The organism is Streptomyces sp. NPDC051822 (genome assembly GCF_044452745.1).
Classification (GTDB): Bacteria; Actinomycetota; Actinomycetes; order Streptomycetales; family Streptomycetaceae; genus Streptomyces.
This window is the reverse complement of sequence record NZ_JBITBZ010000009.1, coordinates 220,291-239,847: the sequence shown is the minus strand read 5'-3', so window position 1 is coordinate 239,847 and position 19,557 is coordinate 220,291. Positions and strand designations below refer to the sequence as shown.

Sequence of the window (19,557 nt, the reverse complement as noted above, 5' to 3'; positions counted from 1 at the left end):
CGATTCTCAACCGAACCTGGGGTGAACTGCGGTCAAAAGCGGCCTGAAGGGCGTCGGATCACATAACGTTCCGGCCCCCGAACGGACGTACCCGGTCCATTACAGTGCTGCGCAGACCGGTCTACGGGGGGAGGGCACGACGTGGCCACGACAGCCGCGGCCGTGTGGGGCCGTGCCGAACAACAGGACTTCCGCGCCCGCGTACGAGGCTGTCTGCTCGGCGGCGCCCTCGGCGACGCGCTGGGCGCCGGCGCCGACGGACTCAGCCTCGGCGCGATCCGGGACGCCCACGGACCTGACGGGCTCACCGAGCCCGCCCCCGCGTTCGGCCGCCGGGGCGCCGTCACCGCCGCCACCCAGATGAGCCTGTTCACGGTCGACGGCCTGATCCGCGCCCAGATCCGCCGCGACACCGGCGTCTGGCACCCGCCCACCGACGTCCACCGGGCCCATCTGCGCTGGGCCGCCACCCAGCACGACTGGGGCCCCGACGAACGGCGCAAGGACAACGGCTGGCTCGCCCGTGAGGAGTGGCTCTACGCCCGCCGCAACCCGCCCCGCGCCTGCCTCACCGGCCTCGGCGACGACCGCCTCGGCACCCTCGACAAGCCCAAGAACCCCACCGCGGCCGACTCCGGCGCCCTCGTCCGCTCCGCCCCCTTCGGGCTGCTCGTCGGCTGGGAGCCGCAGCTCGTCTGCCAGCTCGCCGTCGAGTGCGCGGCACAGACCCACGGCGCCCCCGCCGCCGGCCTCGCGGCGGGCGCCCTCGCCGTCACCGTCCACGGCCTCGCCCGCGGCGGCTCCCCCGAGGCGGCCGTCGACCGGGCCCTGGAGCAGCTGGCGGCGCGCCCCGGCCACGAGCCGGTCACCGAGGCACTCGGCCGGGCACTCGGAGCCGTACGGGAAGGGGCACCCGACCCGGAGCGGGTGGCCGCCCTCGGCGCGGGCGAGGACCTGGCCGAGGGGCAGCTGGCGGCGGCCGTCTACTGCGCCCTGGTCGGCGAGGACGTACGGCACGGGCTGCGGCTCGCGGTGAACCACGACGGGCCCTCGTCCGTCACCGGTGCGCTCACCGGGGCCCTCCTCGGGGCCCTGCACGGCGAGACGGCCCTCCCGCCGGCCTGGCTGGCCGAACTGGAGGGCCGTGCGACGGTCCTGGAACTCGCGGACGACTTCTCGATGGAGATGACCCAGGGGGCCGCCCTGCACGGCCCCGCCGAGTCCTCGCCGGGCTGGCTTGCCCGCTATCCGAGGGGCTGATCCGAGCGGTCGCCGCCGGAGCGCGGGGTCTGCGCGGGGATCGAGGCCGCCGCTCCGGCCGGGCTGCCGTCGTCCGAGTGCAGCTTGTCGAGGAGCGCGTCCCGGTCCGGGGTGTCCTCGGGCCTGATGAAGCCGATCAGGACGTACAGGACCAGGGAGGTGGCGAGCGGCGAGACGATCTGGATCTGCAGCTCGATGCCGTCGAGGCCGTAGTTGGTCAGCCAGAAGACGAACAGGCCGGACGCCCACGAGACCAGCGCCGCCGTCGGCCCGGACTTCCGGAAGGTCCGCAGCAGGCCGAGCATGAACGGGATCGCGATCGGACCCATCAGACCGGCCACCCACTTGATGACGATGGTGATGATGTCCTTGAAGGCGGGGGAGTTGACCTGGGTGGCGACCGCCATCGACAGGGCCAGGAAGGCGACCGTCGACCAGCGCGCCGCGATCAGTCCGGCCTGCTGCGTCCAGGTCCGCGCCGCCTTGCTCATGACGGGCGCGATGTCCCGGGTGAAGACGGCCGCGATGGCGTTGGCGTCCGAGGAGCACATGGCCATGGTGTGCGAGAAGAAGCCGACGATGACGAGTCCGAGCAGTCCGTGCGGCAGCAGCTGCTCGGTCATCAGGGCGTAGGAGTCGGAGGCGTCGGGCTTCTCGGGGTCGACGAGCAGCGGCGCGACCCACATGGGGAAGAAGAGGACCAGCGGCCAGACGAACCACAGGACGGCGGAGAGACGGCCGGAGCGGGTGGCCTCACGGGCGGTGGGGGTGGCCATGTAGCGCTGGGCCTGGTTCCACATGCCGCCGCTGTACTCGAAGGTCTTGATGAAGAGATACGCGAGCAGGAACGTCATCGTGTACGGGCCGGCGGTCGGCGCGGTGTGACCCTGCAGCTCGGGCCGGTCCCAGACGTCCCACAGGGCGCTGATCCCGCCGAGCTTGGCGAGGACGGCGACGAGCATCGCGATGCCGGCGAAGAACTGGATGATGAACTGCCCCAGCTCGGTGAGCGCGTCGGCCCACAGGCCGCCGACCGTGCAGTAGATGCCCGTGATGACACCGGTGATGAGGATGCCCTGGTTGAGGGAGATGCCGGTGAAGACGGACAGCAGGGTGGCGATGGCGGCCCACTTGGCGCCCACGTCGACGATCTTCAGCAGGACGCCGGACCAGGCGAGGGCCTGCTGGGTGGGCAGGTTGTAGCGGTCCTTGAGGTATTCGAGCGGGGACGCCACCCGGAGGCGGGAGCGCAGCCGGTTCAGGCGGGGCGCGAAGAGGTGGGCGCCGATCGCGATGCCGATGGCGATCGGGAACGACCAGGTGACGTAGGACGTGACGCCGTAGGTGTAGGCGATGCCCGCGTACCCGGTGAACATCACGGCGCTGTAGCCCGACATGTGGTGGGAGATGCCGGAGAGCCACCAGGGCATCCGGCCGCCGGCGGTGAAGAAGTCGGAGACGTCGTCCACGCGCTTGTGGGACCAGACGCCGATCGCGACCATCACGCCGAAATAGCCGATGAGTACGGCCCAGTCGAGACTGTTCATTGCGCCCCTCCATGAGATCCGGTCCGTCTTGTGAACGCGGTTCATGGTGTGGGGAGTTACAGGGCAGGGACAATGCAAGGGAGGGTCAAGGGACAGTAAAATCGTTCTGTTTACTGACCCTGGTTCATGTCTGTGAACTTGTGGTGGGTGGCGCGGGGAGCGGTCAGCGCATCAGCTCACCCGCGTTGACGAGCAGCGACTGCCCCGTGATCGCCCGCGCCCGGTCCGAGGCGAGGAAGGCCGCCGCCTCCGCCACGTCCCGGTCCGTCGCCAGCTCCGGCAGCGCCATCCGCTCGGTGAGCCGGGCCAGCGCCTCCGCCTCCGGCACCCCCTCGCCGTCCGCGGCGAACCGGACGTACGCCTGCACCGGCGGCCCCCACATCCACCCCGGCAGCACGGTGTTGACCCGGATCCGGTGCGGCCCCAGCTCGTGCGCGAGCGAGTACATCGCCGAGGTCAGCGCCCCCTTCGAGGCCGCGTACGCCGCCTGTCGCACCTGCGTGGGCGCGGCGATCGCCGACTGCGTACCGATGAACACCACCGAGCCCCCGCGCTCCTTGAGCGACGGCAGGCAGGCCCGGGTCATCCGCAGCGTGCCGAGCAGATTGACGTCGAGGACGGCCTGCCAGGTCGCGAAGTCGGCGTCCTGGAGGCCGCCGAAGGAGGAGTCCCAGGCGGCCACGTGGACCACCGCGTCGATCCCGCCGAAGCGCTCGACGGCGAGCGCGGCGAGGGCCTCGCACTGCTCCTCGTCGGTGATGTCCGTGGCCCGGTACGCGGTACGGCGCCCCTCCGGGTCGATCCCGGTGGCGGCCTTGGCGAGGTTCGCCTCCGTGCGCGCGCCGAGCACCGCGTTCCCCCCGTCCCGCACCACCGTCTCGGCGACGCGGTGCCCGAGCCCGGCACCGACGCCCGACACGACGACCGTCTTCCCCTGGAGCAGCATCCGGACCCCTCTCGACCCTGGTCAAGTATCTGACGGTCCGTCAGAGTAGGGAGGTCCCGTCGACTTGGGAAGGGGTACGGAAGTGAGCGAGGAGACCCGCCGCACCGCAGGCGCGACGAGCGAGACGTGCAGCGCGACGAGCGAGACGTCCAGCGCGACGAGCGAGACGTACGGCGAGAGGTACGCGGAACTGGCGTCAATCGGCCCGTACGGCGTCCGGCCCGGCCACGCCCTGATCACCATGGTGGAGCCTCACCCGGGCCACGAGTACGCGTACAACCGCTGGTACGAGGACGACCACTACTACGCGGGCGCCATGGCGATGCCCTGGATGTACGCGGGCCGGCGCTGGGTCGCCACCCGGGAGCTCCAGGAACTGCGCCGCCCGGAGAAGTCCGCCGTCGCCCAGCCCGTCACCGCGGGCTGCTACCTCTCCACGTACTGGGTCACCGAAGGCCGCTACGACGAGCACATGAAGTGGACCGTCGGCATCAACAAGCGGCTCAACCGCGACGGTCGCGTCCACCAGGAGCGGACGCACGTCTTCACCTCGTTCCAGGACCACGAGGCGACCGTCTACCGCGACGGCGCGGCCGGCCCGCGCGACTTCCACGCCCTCGACCACCCCTACGCCGGGCTGATCCTCCAGGTCGTCGACGCCGAAGGCCCCGAGGAGCGGGCGGCCCTGCTCGAACGGCTGCGGACCCGGGAGCTGCCCCGGCGGCTCGCCGGCTCACCGGCGGCGATGGTCACCGTCTTCCGGCCGACCCCGCTGCCCGGCGACCGCATGACGTACGTGAAGCAGGTCGAGGGCGTCGACACCCGGCTGACCCTGCTCTGGTTCCTGGAGCGGGACCCCCGGGAGTGCTGGACGGAGCACTTCTCCGACCTGGAGTCGGTGGGGGCCGGAGGGGGGCGGGTGGAGCTGGTGGCGCCGTTCGTCCCGACGGTGCCGGGGACGGACCGGTACGTGGACGAACTGCGCTGAAGAGGAGCGGGAGGAGGGAGCGGGAGAAGGGCGCGGGAGAAAGGAAGCGGGAAAGGGCCGAGCCCCCTCGGCCAGGACGGCGGACCGGACGAGAGGGCTCTTCGGGTACTGCGGGTACCGCGGGTGACGACGGGTGCGCACCGGGGCTCAGAGGGCCCCGTTGCTCACCTCGCCGACGAACGCGTTCCACGAACCCGGTCCGAAGGAGAGGGACGGGCCTTCGGGGGCCTTGGAGTCCCGCACCGCGATCGCGGCGACGACAGGGGACTTCACTTCGACGCAGGCGCCGTTCCCGCCGGAGTACGAAGACTTGGTCCACGCGTCCGTTGCACCCTGAATGATCGCCATTACACTCAACTCCGGTTCTGCCAGTGGGGTGTGTCGCACCGACCTTCTTGGCGGCGTGATCGACGCTACTGGTCGGCACCCTCCGACGGGACCGGCGTTCACACGTCCGAGTGGCATATTCCAACTCGGCTTCCGTGGGAGCGATCATCCGGTGTACCGTGCCTGCCCCGGCCCGGCGGGAGCCTTGGCGTGGCCGGATCTGAGCGCCGGCGGAGCGAGGACGAAGCCCTGGCGCGGGCGGGCCGGAGTCAGCCCTTGGCGTGCTTCTTCGCCATCTCCGCGATGAACTCGCGGGTCTGCTCGACGTTCAGCGCCTGCGCCCTGAGGTGCTCGTACATGACGCTGTACTTGCCGACGTCCTGCGCCTTCTCCAGGTACAGGTCGCTCGTCACGCCCTCGATGTAGACGACGCTGGAGTCCGACGTGTCCGGGAACTCCAGGATCGAGTACTGGCCGCTGATCCCCGGATGCGCGCCCATCTCGAAGGGGATCACCTGCACGGTGACGTGGGGCAGATGGGACTGCTCGAGGAGATGCTCGAGCTGCTCCACCATGAGCTGTCTGCTGCCGACGATCCGGTGCAGCGCGCCCTCGTCGATGACCGCCCACAGCCGCAGCGGACGCTCCTCGTCCCGGATCCGCTCCTGGCGGCGGGTGCGGACCGTGACCCGCTTGTCGATGTCCGCCGGCGTCGACTCCGGCATCGCGCCGGAGATCACCGCCTCCGCGTACGCGGGGGTCTGGAGCAGTCCGGGGATGATCTGCGACTCGTACATCCGCAGGCTCTCGGCGTCCGTCTCCAGGCCGATGTAGACGCTGTACGGGATGTCGCCGAAGGCGTGCCACCAGCCCTGCTGGCGCGAGTCCTTGGCCATCTGCATGAGCGAGTCGACCATCCGGTCGTCCTCGACCTCGTACACGCCGCAGAGGTCGCGGACATCGCGCTGACTGATGGAGCGACGGCCGTTCTCCAGCCGGCTGATCTTGGACTGGGAGACGAGAAGACGCTCGGCGACCTGCTCGGCCGTCATGTTCTTCGCCTCCCGGAGCTTGCGCAGCTCCTGGCCCAATCGGCGTCGCCTGACGGTGGGGTTGACGTTGGACGCCACGGAAACTGCACCTCCGGCTGTCTGCTGCGTAGCTGTGAGTATCTACCGCTTGGCAGACTGCCACCAAAGGCCAGGTGTGCGCTGGAAAATGACCACAACGTATGCGCGGGCCGACGGGTGCGCTATGTGTGGTGCGCCATGTGTGGTGCCCTACGTGTGGGGGTGCGGGCCGACCGCTTGGCAACGCCCGTTCGCGGGCCGACCGCTTGGCGACCGGGTGGGGACGCGCGTGTGCGGGGCGGCCGTCCTGACCGCCCCGCACACCTGTGCGGCTCCCGGGCTGGCTCCTCGGGGTCGTCCTAGTGCGCCGCCGCGCGGGCCATGCTGCCGCGAGGCTGCGCCGGGACACCCGCGGCGCTCCGGCGCGGCTGTGCCGCCGCACCGTTCTGGACGTCCATCACGGCGTGTGCCACGAGTCCGCCCATGGGGTCGTGCCGGATCAGATCGCGCAGCCGGGACCGCGACGACCGTCCTTCGTTGCCGGGGTAGAGGTGCTTCCCGAGACCGACCGCGTGGGCCAGCGCGGCAAGCGCCGCGGTCCGCGGGTCCGGCGGTACGCCGGTGCGGATCGCACTGTCCAGCCGGGAACGGATCTCCCGACTGATCGCCGTCTCCGTCGCCTGGTAGCGCGTCGTCGGCAACACCCCGCACATCTGGGTCTCCACGGCATGCACCATGCCGCATCGCTCCAGATGCGAGAGATACGTCTGGCGGAGCCCCAGTCGGGGCCCGCCGATCCAATGGACGGCCCGAACCGGACTGCCACGCCTGCGCAGCAGTTCCAGTGCGGAGTCCAAGGTCGGATCTCCGGTCGGCCGTGGCATCACCACGGCGATACGATCCCCGTCAGGGGCTATCCGGCCTGCCAATGCCAGCTCCACTAGCTGTGCACCGGCCAGGCCGAGGTCGAGCGACTGCGGCTGCGCTGTGGTACCCGTGGTCGGGTCCAGAGCGAGCAGCAAAAGCTCCTCCGGAATGGTTCTGCGGCTCCTGCCCATCCATGCCTCCCCGCGTGGATGAATGACAGGGTGACCCCTCTCACATTCATCTGTCGAGAGCGCCTGGGTGGTTCATCCGGGAACCAGTAGGTATGTCGTTCTCGTCTAGCACGGGAGCCAAGGGGTTCACACAGGACACTGGTACACGGACCGGTACACAGGTCCGTACGTACGCATGACCATGGAGGAGGCACGGTGGCGGGCGAGTCCCCCGACAGGGCGGAGCAGCAGGGGTCGTCTCAGGAGACGACGCCCCCGGGCGGCGGAAGCCGGGATCCCCGGATCTCCGTGCTCCGTGAGTCAGACGCTCCGTCGTCCTCGTCGGTTCAGGTCGACCAGCCGACGGCCGTCTTCAAGACCCTGGCGCCGCGGACCCCGGAGGACGACGCGCCGGCGGCCAAGCCGGCGGCCACGCCGGAGCCGGAGGAGTCGGAGGACACCGAAGCCGCGACCGAGGCCGAGGCAGCCTCTGAGGCCGCGTCAGAGCCCGCGACGGAGCCGGCGGCCCAGGAGCCGGAGAGCGCGCGCCTGAAGGCGGCTGTGGCGGCGTGGGTGGCGACGGCGGACGAGCCCGAGGGCGCCGTGGCGGCCGAGGAGCCCGAAGAGGCCGTCAGGGCCGAGTCGGACGAACCCGGGGACGAGCCGGAGGACGACGAGCCGGAGGACGACGGGCCGGAGGACGCGGCGTCCGAGGGCGCCGCGTCCGCCGCCGACAGGTCCGAGTCCGGCCCCGAGGCCGGCGCCGACCCCGACCCCGAGCCCGACCCTGAGGCCGATTCCGAGGCCGACGAGGAGACGGGCGAGGCGAAGGCCGAGGCGCCGGCGGTGGCGGCGAAGGCTCCCGTCGACTCCTGGTTCGCCGCGCGGAAGGCGGCGGAGCCCGCCGACTCCGCGCCCGCCGACTCCCCGGACGGGGTCGACGACGCCGAGGACCCGGAACTCGACCCGGAACCTGACCCGGAGCCGGTCGACCAGCCGACGACCATGTTCAAGGCGGTCCGCCTGCCGGCGGCGCCTCCCGTGGACCAGCCCACGACCGCGCTGAAGCTCCCGCCCGGTCTCGGCGCGGACTCCGACAGCGAGCGCCCCAGCACCTTCGTACCGCTGCGTGCGGACATCCCGGCCGAGCAGAAGGTCGAGAGGGCGCGGCAGGCCGCCCAGGCCCCCAAGGCGCCCGCGTCTACGCCCACGCCCGCGTCTACGCCCACGCCCGCGTCTACGCCCACGCCCGCGTCCAGGCCCGCGCCGGAGGCCGCCAGGCCCGCCGCGTCGGGACCGGCCGCCGCTCCCGTGCCGCCCGCGCCGGCGCCCGCCTTCGCGGAGGCGGAGCGGACGCGGCAGCAGCCGTTGCCGCCACTGCCCCCGCTGGACCTGCTCGCCGAGCTGACGAACACCCCGCCGCCGCCCCCGACCCCGCTGCGGACGACGATGCGCCGGGTGCGGATCTGGACCCCGCTGGTGCTGCTCGTACTGATCGTCTTTGCGATCGTGCAGATGGTGCGACCGCTGCCCGCGCCCGTCCTCACGCTCTCCGCCGCGCCGACCTTCACCTTCGAGGGCGGCGAGCTGAAGCTGCCGTTCCCGACCGAGGGGCAGGGCGCCGTCGAGGTCGAGGGCGTCGGTTCCATGGGTACGTACGGGGCGCAGAAGCCGGCACCGATCGCGAGCGTCACCAAGACGATGACGGCGTACGTGATCCTGCGCGACCACCCGATCAAGGGGAGCCAGAAGGGCCCCGAGATCGAGATCGACCAGAAGGCCGAGGATCAGGGCAAGGCCGAGCACGAGTCGACGGCGCCGGTCCAGGCGGGTCAGACGTACACGCAGAAGGAGCTGCTCCAGCTCCTCATGATCCCCTCCGCCAACAACGTGGCGCGGCTGCTCGCGCGCTGGGACGCCGGTTCGGAAGCGGCGTTCGTCGACAAGATGAACGCCGCCGCGAAGGACCTGGGAATGACCCAGTCCACGTACACCGACCCTTCGGGTCTGCTCGACAGCACCGTGTCGACGCCGCAGGACCAGCTGAAGCTGGCGAAGGCGGTCATGCAGTACGACGTGTTCCGGGAGATCGTGAACTCGCCGAACGCGACGATCGAGGGTCTGCCCCGCCGGATCGAGAACAACAACAACATCCTGCTCCAGCCGGGTGTGAGCGGCATCAAGACCGGCTCCTCCACCCCCGCGGGCGGCAACCTGCTCTGGTCGGCGAACACGATCGTCGACGGCCAGAACCGCCGCATCCTCGGCATCGTCATGGGGGCGAAGGACGCCGCGGACCTGGGCAAGAAGCTCCAGCTCGCCATCGACAACAGCCTCAAGGTGATCCAGCAGGCCCAGAAGGACGTCACCTCGGCCGTCGTGGTCCGCAAGGGCCAGGTCCTCGGCCACATCGACGACGGCCTCGGCGGCCGGACGCCGGTCGTGGCCACCAAGGAGCTCAAGGCGATCGGCTGGCCGGGCCTGGAAGTGAAGCTGGAGCTCACCGACGGCGGCAAGCTCCTGCCCCACGTCGGCAGGGCGGGCGACGTCATCGGCCAGGTGTCGATCGGCACCGGCGCCGGCAAGGTCAGCTCTCCGGTCGCCCTCCAGAGGGACCTGGTGGAGCCCGGCTTCGACAAGAAGCTGACGCGCGTGGGCTGAGAAGCCACCCGCTTGGCCGGGCGCCCCGGTTCTCCGGGGCGCCCGGCTGTTAGCGTCTTCGGGGGACGAGGAAACGCGTGTGACCACGTGAGAAGAGAGACGGGCAGCACGGGAAAGGGCCGCAGTGACCACCGTCGAGCCGACGAGCGCCGCCGACCACGCGGGGCCGAAGAGACAGGCCCGCGCCGGGTCCGGTCAGGGAACGGGTTCGGTGTCGAATCCGGCACCCGGCCATGACTCGGCCCGCGACTGCCATTCCGAGACGGGCTCAGGATCCAATTCCGACCGCAATCCCCATCCCGAGTCCGAGTCCGAGTCGGAGTCCGATTCCGATGCGGACTCCGACGCCGATTCCGGCCCGTCTTCCCGTCCGCGAATAGTGCTCCCGGCACAGCGTCCCGCCCCCGCGCCCGATCCCGATCCGGCTCCGGCGCCGAAGGCGGTCCCGGCCGCCCCGCGGCGGAAGCGTCGCTACACGGTCATGGCGGCCACCGGTCTCGCGGCCGTCACCCACATCCTCTGGTTCTTCTTCTTCGCGAACAGCGGCGGGGACCTGGCCGCGCAGGACGCGTGGGCGGAGTTCGTCGGCCGGCACCCCGACTCCGCGTACAACCTGGCCTGGTACGGCGGGATGCACCCGGTCTCGTACAGCGTCGTGTCGCCGTACCTGATGTCGCTGCTGGGCGTGCGCAGCACGATGATGGTCGCGGGGACGCTGTCGGCCGCGCTGACCGCGCTGATCCTGGTGCGGGTGCCGGCCGTCCGCAATCCGCTGGCCTGCTCGATCGCGGGCGTCTTCGCCTTCCTGTGCAACGCGCTGTCGGGGCGGGTGACGTTCGGCCTCGGCATGATGTTCGCGCTCGGCGCGGTGGCCGCCGTGTTCTGCTGGCCCCACCGCTGGCGCCGCAAGCGCTGGGCGAAGGCCGTGGTGGCTGCCCCGCTCGCCGGACTGGCGACGGCGTGCAGCCCGGTGGCGGGCCTGTTCCTCGGGGTGGGGGCGGCGGCGCTGTTCCTGAACAAACGGCGCCCGGGCGCGTACGCCCTCGGCCTGGCGCCGGTGGCGGTGGTCGCCCTCTCGTCCTGGCTGTTCCCGTTCTCCGGCACGCAGCCGATGGCCTTCGGCTCGACCGCGCTGCCGCTGGCCTTCGGGGCGCTCGTCTTCCTGCTCGTGCCGAAGGACTGGCGCACGGTCCGCACGGCGGCGGCGGTGTACACGATCGGGACGCTCCTGACGTGGCTGATCGACTCGCAGATCGGCTCGAACATCTCGCGGCTGCCGATGCTGTTCGCGGGCGTCGTGCTGCTCGCGGCGCTGCCGTACACGGCACCGCGTTCACGCCGCTGGTACGCGCTGCTGCTCGCCTTCGCCGGGCTGAACTTCTGGATCGGCTTCAAGGGCGTCGACGACGTGATCCGCACGGCTCCGGACGCCTCCTGGGCGCGGGAGCTCGCGCCGCTCATCAACCAGCTCCAGGTCCGGGACGCGGGCAAGGCGCGGGTCGAGGTCGTACCGGCGTCGAGCCACCGCGAGTCGTCGGCGCTCAGCCCGTACATCAACCTGGCGCGGGGGTGGAACCGGCAGGCGGACATGGAGCGGAACCCGCTCTTCTACGACGACACGCTGAACGCCGTGAACTACGAGGAGTGGCTGGACCGCTGGGCGGTCCACTACGTGGTCCTGCCCACCGGCGCCCCCGACTCGGGCGCCGAGCAGGAGGCGGAACTGATCGCCGAGGGCCTGCCGTACCTGAAGCAGGTCTGGTCGGACGAGAACTGGCGCCTGTACGCGGTCGAGAACCCGACCCCCCTCGCGGACCCGCCGGCGGAGGTGCGGAGCGCGGAGGAGAACGAGGTCGTGATCGAGGTCGACCAGCCGGGCCGGGTCCTGATCCGCGTCCCGTACTCGCCGTGGCTGGCCCTCGTCGACGAGAACGGCGGCAAGATCGAACCGCCGAAGGAGACGGAGGCGTCGAAGCTGGCGCGCGAGGAGTCGGAGACGGAACTCCCGAAGGTCTTCGCCAACGAGGAGGGCTGCCTGTTCAAGGCGGAGGCGGACACGGAGGGCGACGAGTGGACGGAACTCCTCGCCCCGAAGCCCGGCGTCTACCGCCTGGCGGCCCCGTACAAACTCTCCCGAGGCACAGCCTGCCCAGAAGAACTCCGCTGACCCACCCCCGGAAGCCCCCGGCGAGAATCCCGGGGCCTCCTGTATCGACGAACCACCTTCCCGTGGACGCCGAAGGACCCCTACCGAGATCGGTAGGGGTCCTCGTCCCATGTGCCCCCGGCAGGATTCGAACCTGCGACACCCGCTTTAGGAGAGCGGTGCTCTATCCCCTGAGCTACGAAGGCAGTCTTCTGGTGGTGTGGCCTTGGTGGCTGCACCATCGCGGACAGTGTAGCGGGTGGGCCGGTGGTGGCAGGGGGCTCGTGGTGAGGGGGGTGTCACCATCGCGTCCACGTTGCGGCTGGTCGGGTCCACGGCTGGGTGGACGACCCCGTGGGGGGTGCGCGGTCAGGGTCCGGGCGACGAGTGGGCTGACGCCGTCGACCAGGGGAGTCACGACCATGTCCGGCGCGACGATCGAGGAGAAGCGGCGGGCGTTGCCGGCCCGGCGAGGTGTCCTCTAGTCGGTGATCTCGATGGCGCCGTCGCCGGTCGGTACGGGCGGCTGCGCCGGGCCGGGGACCGGCTTCTTCTGGGTGATGCCCTGGAGCAGGGACGCGAGGTCGACCCCGGTGGTGGAGGAGAGGAGTTCCATGCCCTGGGCGACGTTGTCGGTGACGGTACGGGTCAGCCGACTGGCGCCGTCGGTGGAGATGACGGTCATCTTGTCGATGGCGGACAGCGGTTCGGACGCCTTGGCGACGACCTGCGGAAGGACCTCGACGAGCATCTGGAGGACGGCGGCGTCCCCGTACTGCGCGAAGGCGTCGGCCTTCTTCCGCATCGCCTCGGCCTCGGCGGAGCCCTTGGCGGCGATGGCCGCGGCCTCCGCCTCGCCCTCGATGCGCACGGCGTCGGCGAGTGCGGCCCGGTGGGCCTTCTCGCCCTCACCGGTGAGGCGGGAGCGCTGCGCGTCGGCCTCGGCCTGCTTCACCAGGGCGATACGGCGGGCCTCGGCCTCCTGCTCGGCCTGGTAGCGGGCGGCGTCGGCGGGCTTGCGGACCTGGGTGTCGAGCTGGCGGTCCGTCAGCGCGGCCTGCCGCTCGGCGACCTTCTCCTGCTCGGCGAGGATCTGCTGCTGGCGGTCGGCCTCGGCGAGCGGCCCCGCGGCGTTCGCCTGGGCGGCGGCCTCGTCGGTCTGCGCCTTGATCTCGGCCTGCTTCAGGTAGAGGGTCCGCTGCGCGATGGCGATCTCCTCCTCCGCCTTGAGCCGGGCCTGCTCGGCGGCGCGGCGGGCCACTGCCTCGGCGATGTCGGCCTCCTGCTTGGCGCGGGCGGCTTCGGGACGGCCGAGGTCCTCCAGGTAGGAGCCCTCGGTGGTGATGTCCTGGATCTGGAAGGCGTCGAGGACCAGGCCCTGACCGGACAGGCTGGCCTCGGCCTCCTCGGCGACCTGACCCGCGAACGCGGCGCGGTCCCTGATGATGTCCTCGACCGACATCCGGCCGACGATGGAGCGCAGCGCGCCCGACAGCACTTCCTGGGTGAAGCCGACGATGCCGTCCTGCTGCATCAGGAACCGCTGGGCGGCGGCCCGGATGGAGTCCTCGGTGCCGCCGACCTTGACGATCGCGACGCCCTCCAGGTTGGCCTTCACGCCGCGCAGGGTGACCGCGCCGCGGACGGCGACGGGGATGTGCCGGCTGGACAGGTCGAGCGTGAACTTCTGCTGCACGAAGGGGACGACGAAGACGCCGCCGCCGACCACGACCTTCTGGCCGCTGTTGTCGGTGAACACGCGCCCGGTGGTGGGATCGGTCGCCTGCTTGCCCCGGCGGCCGGTGATGATGAACGCCTCGCTGGGCCCGGCGACCTTGTAGCGGGTGATGACGACGAGGCCGAGCAGCACCAGGAGAACGACGATGCCCACCACGGCGGTGAGGACAGGGCTCATGAGGAAACCCCCTTCGATCAGAAGGAAAAGAGATCAGATGGTGACGCCCGGTCAGGGTTCGCCCGGTCAGAGTTCGACCGGGCAGAGTTCGCCCGGTCAGCGTTCGACCGGGCGGACGGAGACGGACGTCGGGGAGAGCACGGAGTCGACCCACACCTCGGTGCCGCGCGCGACGGGCACGCCGGCCCTCGCCGCGTACTTCACCGGCTGGCCCGCGAGGTACAGCAGCACCTCGCCGTAACCGTCCACGGGGATGGCCGTCACCACCGACCCGCTCGTACCGGCCAGGTCGCCTTCCCGCGGTGCGGACGCGGAGCCGTCGCGCAGGAGCGCCCGGCTGAACCGCCAGGTCCCCCATCCCACGACGCCCCCCGCGACCGCGCCCGCACCGGCGGCGACCCCCGCCCCCGCGCCGGTGGTCCCGAGGACGATCGCCCCCGTGAAGCCGAGCGCCGAGACGAACCCGGCGATCACCGGCAACGACAGGAACCCGTCGAGGCCCCCGCCGATCGAGTCGAGGACCCCCTCCAGCACCCCGTCGAAGACCAGCGAAAGGACGAGCAGCACAAGACCCGCGATGCCGAGACCGAGAAACCAGCCCATGTACGTCACCCGCCCCGTGCCTTGTCTCTCCCGTTGTGCCCTGAGGATGGCACGGATCAGAAGACACGTTCACTGCGTGGTTCCGGCAATCTTTACGCGCTCTTGATGCCGTCCGTGGGCATCGGCGGACCCTGCGGCGGCGCGCCCCCGCCTCGCGGGCGGCCTACGGTGTCGGCGGCGCGGGCGCCGGTAGGGTGACGGCCGTTCTCCGGAAAGGAGCCGTCGGAAACGTGGTCACCGTCGCGCCGCTCCGAGCGCGCTCGTTCTTCTCCGCGCATCCCGCCCGTACCGTCGTCCTCGCCTTCGCGAGCGTCGTGGCGCTGGGCACGGTCCTGCTGATGCTGCCGGCCGCGGCCGAGGACGGCGGCGCCACCGGCGTCCTGACCGCGCTGTTCACCTCGACCTCCGCCGTCTGCGTGACGGGCCTCGCGGTCGTGGACACGGGGACGTACTGGAGCGGCTTCGGTGAGGGCGTCATCCTGGCCCTGATCCAGGTCGGCGGCTTCGGCATCATGGCGATGGCCTCCCTCCTCGCCCTGCTGGTCTCGGGCCGGCTGCGGCTGCGGATGCAGCTGACGGCGCAGGCCGAGACGAAGAGCCTGGGCATCGGGGACGTACGCCGTGTCCTGATCGGCGTCGCCGGCACCACGCTGATGATCGAACTGGCCGTGGGCGCCTTCCTGGCACTGCGGTTCCGCTTCGCGTACGACAACGGCATCGGCGAGGCCGTCTACCTCGGCTACTTCCACGCCGTGTCCGCGTTCAACAACGCCGGCTTCGGCCTCCACGCGGACAACCTCACCCGCTACGCCCAGGACCCGTGGGTCACCCTGCCGATCGCCGTCGCCGTCATCCTCGGCGGCATCGGCTTCCCCGTCCTCCTGGAGATGCTGCGCCACCGCAACCGGGCGCGGACCACCGGCCGGAAGAACTGGACCCTGCACACCAGACTCACCGTCATCACCAGCGCGGTGCTGCTGGTGGTGGGCACGGTGCTCACGGGCCTCATGGAGTGGACCAACCCGAACACGCTCGGTGCGCATGACATCTGGGGCAAGTTCCTCAACAGCTTCTTCCACTCGGCGATGAGCCGCACCGCGGGCTTCAACTCCCTCGACATCGGCGCCATGCAGGCCTCCACCCTCCTGATGACGTGCATGCTGATGTTCATCGGCGGCGGCAGCGCGGGCACCGCGGGCGGCATCAAGGTCACCACCTTCGCCGTCCTGGCCGCCGCGATCCTCGCCGAGGTGCGCGGCGAGCCGAACTCCGTCGTCCTCGGCCGCCGCCTCGCCCCCCACGTCCTGCGCCAGGCCCTGACGGTGGCGCTCCTCGGCGTGGGTCTCGTCATGGCCGCCACGCTCGCGCTGCTCTCGGTGAGCAGGGCGCCCTTCGAGGACGTCCTGTTCGAGGCCGTGTCCGCCTTCGCGACCGTCGGCCTGTCCACCGGCCTCACCGCGGACCTGCCCGCGGTCGGGCAGCTCATCCTCGTCGTCCTGATGTTCATCGGCCGCATCGGCCCCATCACCCTGGTCTCCGCGCTCGCGCTGCGTGAACGCACGCGACGGTACGAACTACCCGAGGAGCGACCCGTCATTGGCTGACTACCTCCACAACCTGCGCAAGCGGCACGCCAAGCGGCTCGGCGAGCACCGCCGGCCCGCCGCGGACCAGCGCGTCGCCGTCATCGGCCTCGGGCGCTTCGGCAGCTCGCTGGCCAACGAGCTGATGCGCCGGGGCTGGGACGTCCTGGGCATCGACACCGACGCCCGCCTGGTCCAGAAGTACAGCGACGGCCTCACCCACGCCGCCGTCGCGGACTCCACCGACCCCGACGTCCTGAACCAGCTCGGCGTCCACGAGTTCTCCAGCGCCGTCGTCGGCATCGGCAGCGACATCGAGGCGAGCATCCTCGTCAGCTCCAACCTCCTCGAAGCCGGCGTGCCCAACATCTGGGCCAAGGCCATCAGCCGCCAGCACGGCAAGATCCTCGAACGCCTCGGGGTGCCGCACGTCGTGCTTCCCGAGCACGAGATGGGCGAGCGCGTCGCCCACCTCGTCACCGGCCGCATGCTCGACTTCATCCAGTTCGACGACGACTACGCCCTCGTCAAGACGGTCGCCCCCCGGGTCGCCACCGGCCGGCCCCTGGGCCTGTCCAGGGTGCGCAGCGAGTACGGCGTCACCGTCGTCGGCATCAAGCGCCCCGGCGAGGACTTCACGTACGCCACCGCGGACACGGTCGTGGAACCCGGCGACATCATCGTCGTCACGGGCAAGACAGGCGCCGTGGAGACCTTCACCGAACTCCCCTGACCCACCGGGACCGCACGTCGCCCCAGGGTTCGCAACCGGCATCAAGGAAGCGTCAAAGACTGCCTGATCACGGCAATGTGCGGCAGCGTCCGCTGGTTCAGGATGGCTCCACCGGGGGCCACGTCCGTGCTCCTGATGCCGGGAGACGGAAACCGGGACGTGCCGGGGGGAGAGCCATGGGGGAGTTCCTGAGCGCCGCCTTCGGCTTTCCCTCCCTGTCCTTCAGTACGGCCGTGGTGGCCGTGGCGGTCTTCTGGCTCCTGGTGCTGTCCGGCGTGGTGGACCGCGAGGGCTTCGACGCCGATGTCGACACGGAGGCGCTGGGCCTGGACCGGGTGTCCGGCTCGGTGGCCGTCACCGTGTTCGTCGTGGCCGGCTGGGTCCTGAGCGTCACCGGATCCGTCCTCCTCGGCATCGCCGGCGTGTCCCGCTCCCTCGCCGCCCTGCTCTCGCTCGCTCTGCTGGTACTCGCTCCCGCCGCCGCGTGGTGGGCGACCCGACGCCTCGTACGGCCGCCGGCGAAGCTCCCTGATCCGGCCTGACCCGGAAGACAGGCCCTGACAGCCTTCGCCGCCCGCGCTCGCGGCTCCCCACTTCCTCCATCGACACGGGGTTTCTCATGGATGCCATCACCGTGGGCATCGGCGTGCTCGTCGCCGTTGTCCTGCTCGTCACCCTCACGCTGCTCTTCGCGGTCAGCCGGCTGTTCCGCAAGGTGGAGCAGGGCAAGGCGCTGATCGTCTCGAAGATGCGGAAGGTCGACGTCACCTTCACCGGGCAGGTCGTCCTGCCCGTCCTGCACAAGGCCGAGGTCATGGACATCTCGGTGAAGACCATTGAGATCTCCCGGACCGGGCGCGACGGCCTGATCTGCCGGGACAACATCCGCGCCGACATCCGGATCTCGTTCTTCGTCCGGGTCAACAAGACGGTCGAGGACGTCATCAAGGTCGCGCAGGCCATCGGGACCGCCCGCGCCAGTGACAAGGAGACGCTGCAGGAGCTGTTCAACGCCAAGTTCTCCGAGGCGCTCAAGACCGTCGGCAAGCAGCTCGACTTCACCGACCTCTACACCAAGCGCGAGGAGCTCCGCTTCCGGATCATCGAGATCATCGGCATCGACCTCAACGGCTACAGCCTGGAGGACGCGGCCATCGACTATCTGGAGCAGACCCCGCTGGCCCAGCTCGACCCCGGCAACATCCTCGACGCCCAGGGCATCCGCAAGATCACCGAGCTGACCGCCGTCGAGAACGTCCGCACGAACGAGTTCCGCCAGCACGAGCAGAAGGAGATCACCCGGCAGAACGTCGACGCCCGCGAAGCCATCCTGGAGCTGGAGCGGCGCCAGGCCGACGCCGAGATCAAGCAGAAGCGGGAGATCGACACCGTACGGGCGCGTGAGGAGGCCGAGACCGCGCGGGTCGTGGAGGAGGAGCGGCTGCGGGCCCAGAGCGCCTTCCTGAAGACGGAGGAGCAGCTCGGCATCCAGCGGGAGAACCAGGCCCGCGAGGTGGCGGTGGCGCAGAAGAACCGCGAGCGGGTCATCGCCGTCGAGAACGAGCGGATCGAGAAGGACCGCCTCCTGGAGGTCATCGCCCGCGACCGGGAGACCGAACTCACCCGCATCTCCGCCGACAAGGAGGTCGAGGCGGAGCGCCGGGACATCGCCGAGGTCATCCGCGAGCGGGTCGCGGTGGACCGTACGGTCGCCGAGCAGGAGGAGTCCATCAAGCGGCTGCGCGTGGTCGAGGAGGCCGAGCGCACCCGGCAGGCCGTCGTCATCGCGGCCGAGGCGGAGGCCCAGGAGAAGCTGGTCAAGGACATCAAGGCGGCCGAGGCCGCCGAACAGGCCGCCGTCCACCGGGCCGCCGAACAGCTCACCCTGGCGGAGGCCCGCAACAAGGCCGCCGACATGGACGCCCGCGCCAAGATCCGGCTCGCCGAGGGCGTCCAGGCCGAAGCCGCCGCCGAGGGCCTCGCCGCCGCGCAGGTACGGGAGAAGGAGGCCGACGCCATCCAGAAGACCGGCCGCGCCGAGGCCGAGGCGACCGAGGCACGGCTGCGTGCCGAGGCCGAGGGGCTGCGGGCCAAGGCGCTCGCGGAGGCCACCGCGATCGGTGAGAAGCTCAAGTCCGAGGCGGAGGGGCTGAACCAGAAGGCGATCGCCGTCGCCGCGTTCGACGAGGCGTCCCGCACGCACGAGGAGTACCGGCTGCGCCTGGAGGCGGAGAAGGAGATCCGGCTCGCCGGCCTCGACGTGCAGCGGCAGGTGGCCGAGGCGCAGGCCACCGTGCTCGCCACCGGTCTGGAGCACGCCGACATCAGCATCGTCGGCGGGGAGTCGGTCTTCCTCGACCGGCTCACGCAGTCGATCGCGCTCGGCAAGTCCGTCGACGGCTTCATGGACCACTCGCGGACCGCGCAGGCGCTCGCCGGTCCGTGGCTGAACGGCGACGGCTCCTTCACCGAGGACCTGACGAAGGTGCTCGGCTCGCTGTCCAGCGCCGACGTGCAGAACCTCAGCGTCTCCGCGCTGCTCGCGAAGGTCATGAAGTCCGGCGTGCTCGACGCGCACGTCCCCGGCCCGGCCGCCACGGCCCCGGCCGACCCCGCCGCCCTGAACGGCGCGGCCACACACTGACCGCCCCGGGGGGAGCGGTCGGAAACGGGTCCGGTGCCGGCACGGGGGAGACCCCGGCACCGGACCCGCACGTCACCACGGCACGAGGGAGCGGGAA

Annotated in this window: 15 protein-coding genes and 1 tRNA gene; 8 read left to right on the top strand and 8 right to left on the bottom strand. The window is 71.0% G+C overall.

Features of this window, described 5'->3' with window-relative positions; translation table 11 throughout:
• The first annotated feature begins 141 nt into the window (after positions 1-141).
• Complete coding sequence (locus ACIA8N_RS26180; protein WP_365778402.1) at positions 142-1,260, top strand: ADP-ribosylglycohydrolase family protein; 1,119 nt, start codon at positions 142-144, stop codon at positions 1,258-1,260.
• On the opposite strand, the gene ACIA8N_RS26175 is transcribed toward ACIA8N_RS26180, so the two are convergent.
• On the bottom strand, positions 1,245-2,807 hold the full coding sequence (locus ACIA8N_RS26175) for a sodium:solute symporter family protein (RefSeq protein WP_365778404.1): 1,563 nt from the start codon (positions 2,805-2,807) through the stop codon (positions 1,245-1,247). The two genes, ACIA8N_RS26180 and ACIA8N_RS26175, sit on opposite strands and share 16 nt — an antisense overlap.
• Before the next feature lie 163 nt (positions 2,808-2,970).
• Complete coding sequence (locus ACIA8N_RS26170; protein WP_365778406.1) at positions 2,971-3,753, bottom strand: SDR family oxidoreductase; 783 nt, start codon at positions 3,751-3,753, stop codon at positions 2,971-2,973.
• A 190-nt stretch (positions 3,754-3,943) separates the two neighbouring features.
• Between ACIA8N_RS26170 and ACIA8N_RS26165 the strand changes: the two genes are divergently transcribed.
• Positions 3,944-4,741 (top strand): hypothetical protein, encoded by a 798-nt coding sequence (locus ACIA8N_RS26165; RefSeq protein ID WP_365778763.1) that lies wholly within the window; start codon positions 3,944-3,946, stop codon positions 4,739-4,741.
• Between the two features lie 147 nt (positions 4,742-4,888).
• On the opposite strand, the gene ACIA8N_RS26160 is transcribed toward ACIA8N_RS26165, so the two are convergent.
• The 3 genes from ACIA8N_RS26160 to ACIA8N_RS26150 form a co-directional block, all read right to left on the bottom strand.
• Positions 4,889-5,089, bottom strand: coding sequence for a DUF397 domain-containing protein (locus ACIA8N_RS26160; RefSeq protein ID WP_030212109.1), 201 nt, complete (start codon positions 5,087-5,089; stop codon positions 4,889-4,891).
• 248 nt (positions 5,090-5,337) lie between these two features.
• Positions 5,338-6,198, bottom strand: a complete 861-nt coding sequence (locus ACIA8N_RS26155; RefSeq protein WP_365778408.1) for a helix-turn-helix transcriptional regulator — start codon at positions 6,196-6,198, stop codon at positions 5,338-5,340.
• Between the two features lie 299 nt (positions 6,199-6,497).
• The gene (locus ACIA8N_RS26150) at positions 6,498-7,196 is read right to left on the bottom strand and encodes a GPP34 family phosphoprotein (protein WP_030212103.1); all 699 of its coding nucleotides are present in this window, start codon (positions 7,194-7,196) and stop codon (positions 6,498-6,500) included.
• Between the two features lie 195 nt (positions 7,197-7,391).
• On the opposite strand from ACIA8N_RS26150, the gene ACIA8N_RS26145 reads away from it, so the two are divergent.
• Both ACIA8N_RS26145 and ACIA8N_RS26140 read left to right on the top strand, forming a co-directional pair.
• Positions 7,392-9,836: a D-alanyl-D-alanine carboxypeptidase gene (locus ACIA8N_RS26145; protein ID WP_365778411.1), complete on the top strand. Its 2,445-nt coding sequence runs from the start codon at positions 7,392-7,394 to the stop codon at positions 9,834-9,836.
• Positions 9,837-10,317: 481 nt separating this feature from the next.
• Entirely contained in the window at positions 10,318-12,003 is a 1,686-nt protein-coding gene (locus tag ACIA8N_RS26140) for an MFS transporter (RefSeq protein ID WP_365778413.1), read from the top strand.
• Between the two features lie 112 nt (positions 12,004-12,115).
• On the opposite strand, the gene ACIA8N_RS26135 is transcribed toward ACIA8N_RS26140, so the two are convergent.
• The 3 genes from ACIA8N_RS26135 to ACIA8N_RS26125 form a co-directional block, all read right to left on the bottom strand.
• Positions 12,116-12,188, bottom strand: a tRNA-Arg gene (locus tag ACIA8N_RS26135).
• Positions 12,189-12,463: 275 nt separating this feature from the next.
• On the bottom strand, positions 12,464-13,897 hold the full coding sequence (locus ACIA8N_RS26130) for an SPFH domain-containing protein (RefSeq protein ID WP_365778415.1): 1,434 nt from the start codon (positions 13,895-13,897) through the stop codon (positions 12,464-12,466).
• Positions 13,898-13,993: 96 nt separating this feature from the next.
• Positions 13,994-14,500 carry a hypothetical protein gene (locus ACIA8N_RS26125; RefSeq protein ID WP_365778417.1) on the bottom strand — a complete coding sequence of 169 codons (507 nt, stop codon included), beginning with the start codon at positions 14,498-14,500 and terminating at the stop codon, positions 13,994-13,996.
• Positions 14,501-14,730: 230 nt separating this feature from the next.
• Between ACIA8N_RS26125 and ACIA8N_RS26120 the strand changes: the two genes are divergently transcribed.
• The 4 genes from ACIA8N_RS26120 to ACIA8N_RS26105 all read left to right on the top strand — a co-directional run bounded on the left by ACIA8N_RS26120 (position 14,731) and on the right by ACIA8N_RS26105 (position 19,460).
• Complete coding sequence (locus ACIA8N_RS26120) at positions 14,731-16,104, top strand: potassium transporter TrkG (RefSeq protein WP_365778419.1); 1,374 nt, start codon at positions 14,731-14,733, stop codon at positions 16,102-16,104.
• Positions 16,097-16,816: a TrkA family potassium uptake protein gene (locus ACIA8N_RS26115; RefSeq protein WP_365778421.1), complete on the top strand. Its 720-nt coding sequence runs from the start codon at positions 16,097-16,099 to the stop codon at positions 16,814-16,816. Before ACIA8N_RS26120 ends, ACIA8N_RS26115 begins: the two co-directional genes overlap by 8 nt.
• Before the next feature lie 176 nt (positions 16,817-16,992).
• Entirely contained in the window at positions 16,993-17,358 is a 366-nt protein-coding gene (locus ACIA8N_RS26110; RefSeq protein ID WP_365778423.1) for a hypothetical protein, read from the top strand.
• Positions 17,359-17,435: 77 nt separating this feature from the next.
• Positions 17,436-19,460, top strand: a complete 2,025-nt coding sequence (locus tag ACIA8N_RS26105) for a flotillin family protein (protein WP_365778425.1) — start codon at positions 17,436-17,438, stop codon at positions 19,458-19,460.
• The last annotated feature ends 97 nt before the right edge of the window (positions 19,461-19,557 follow it).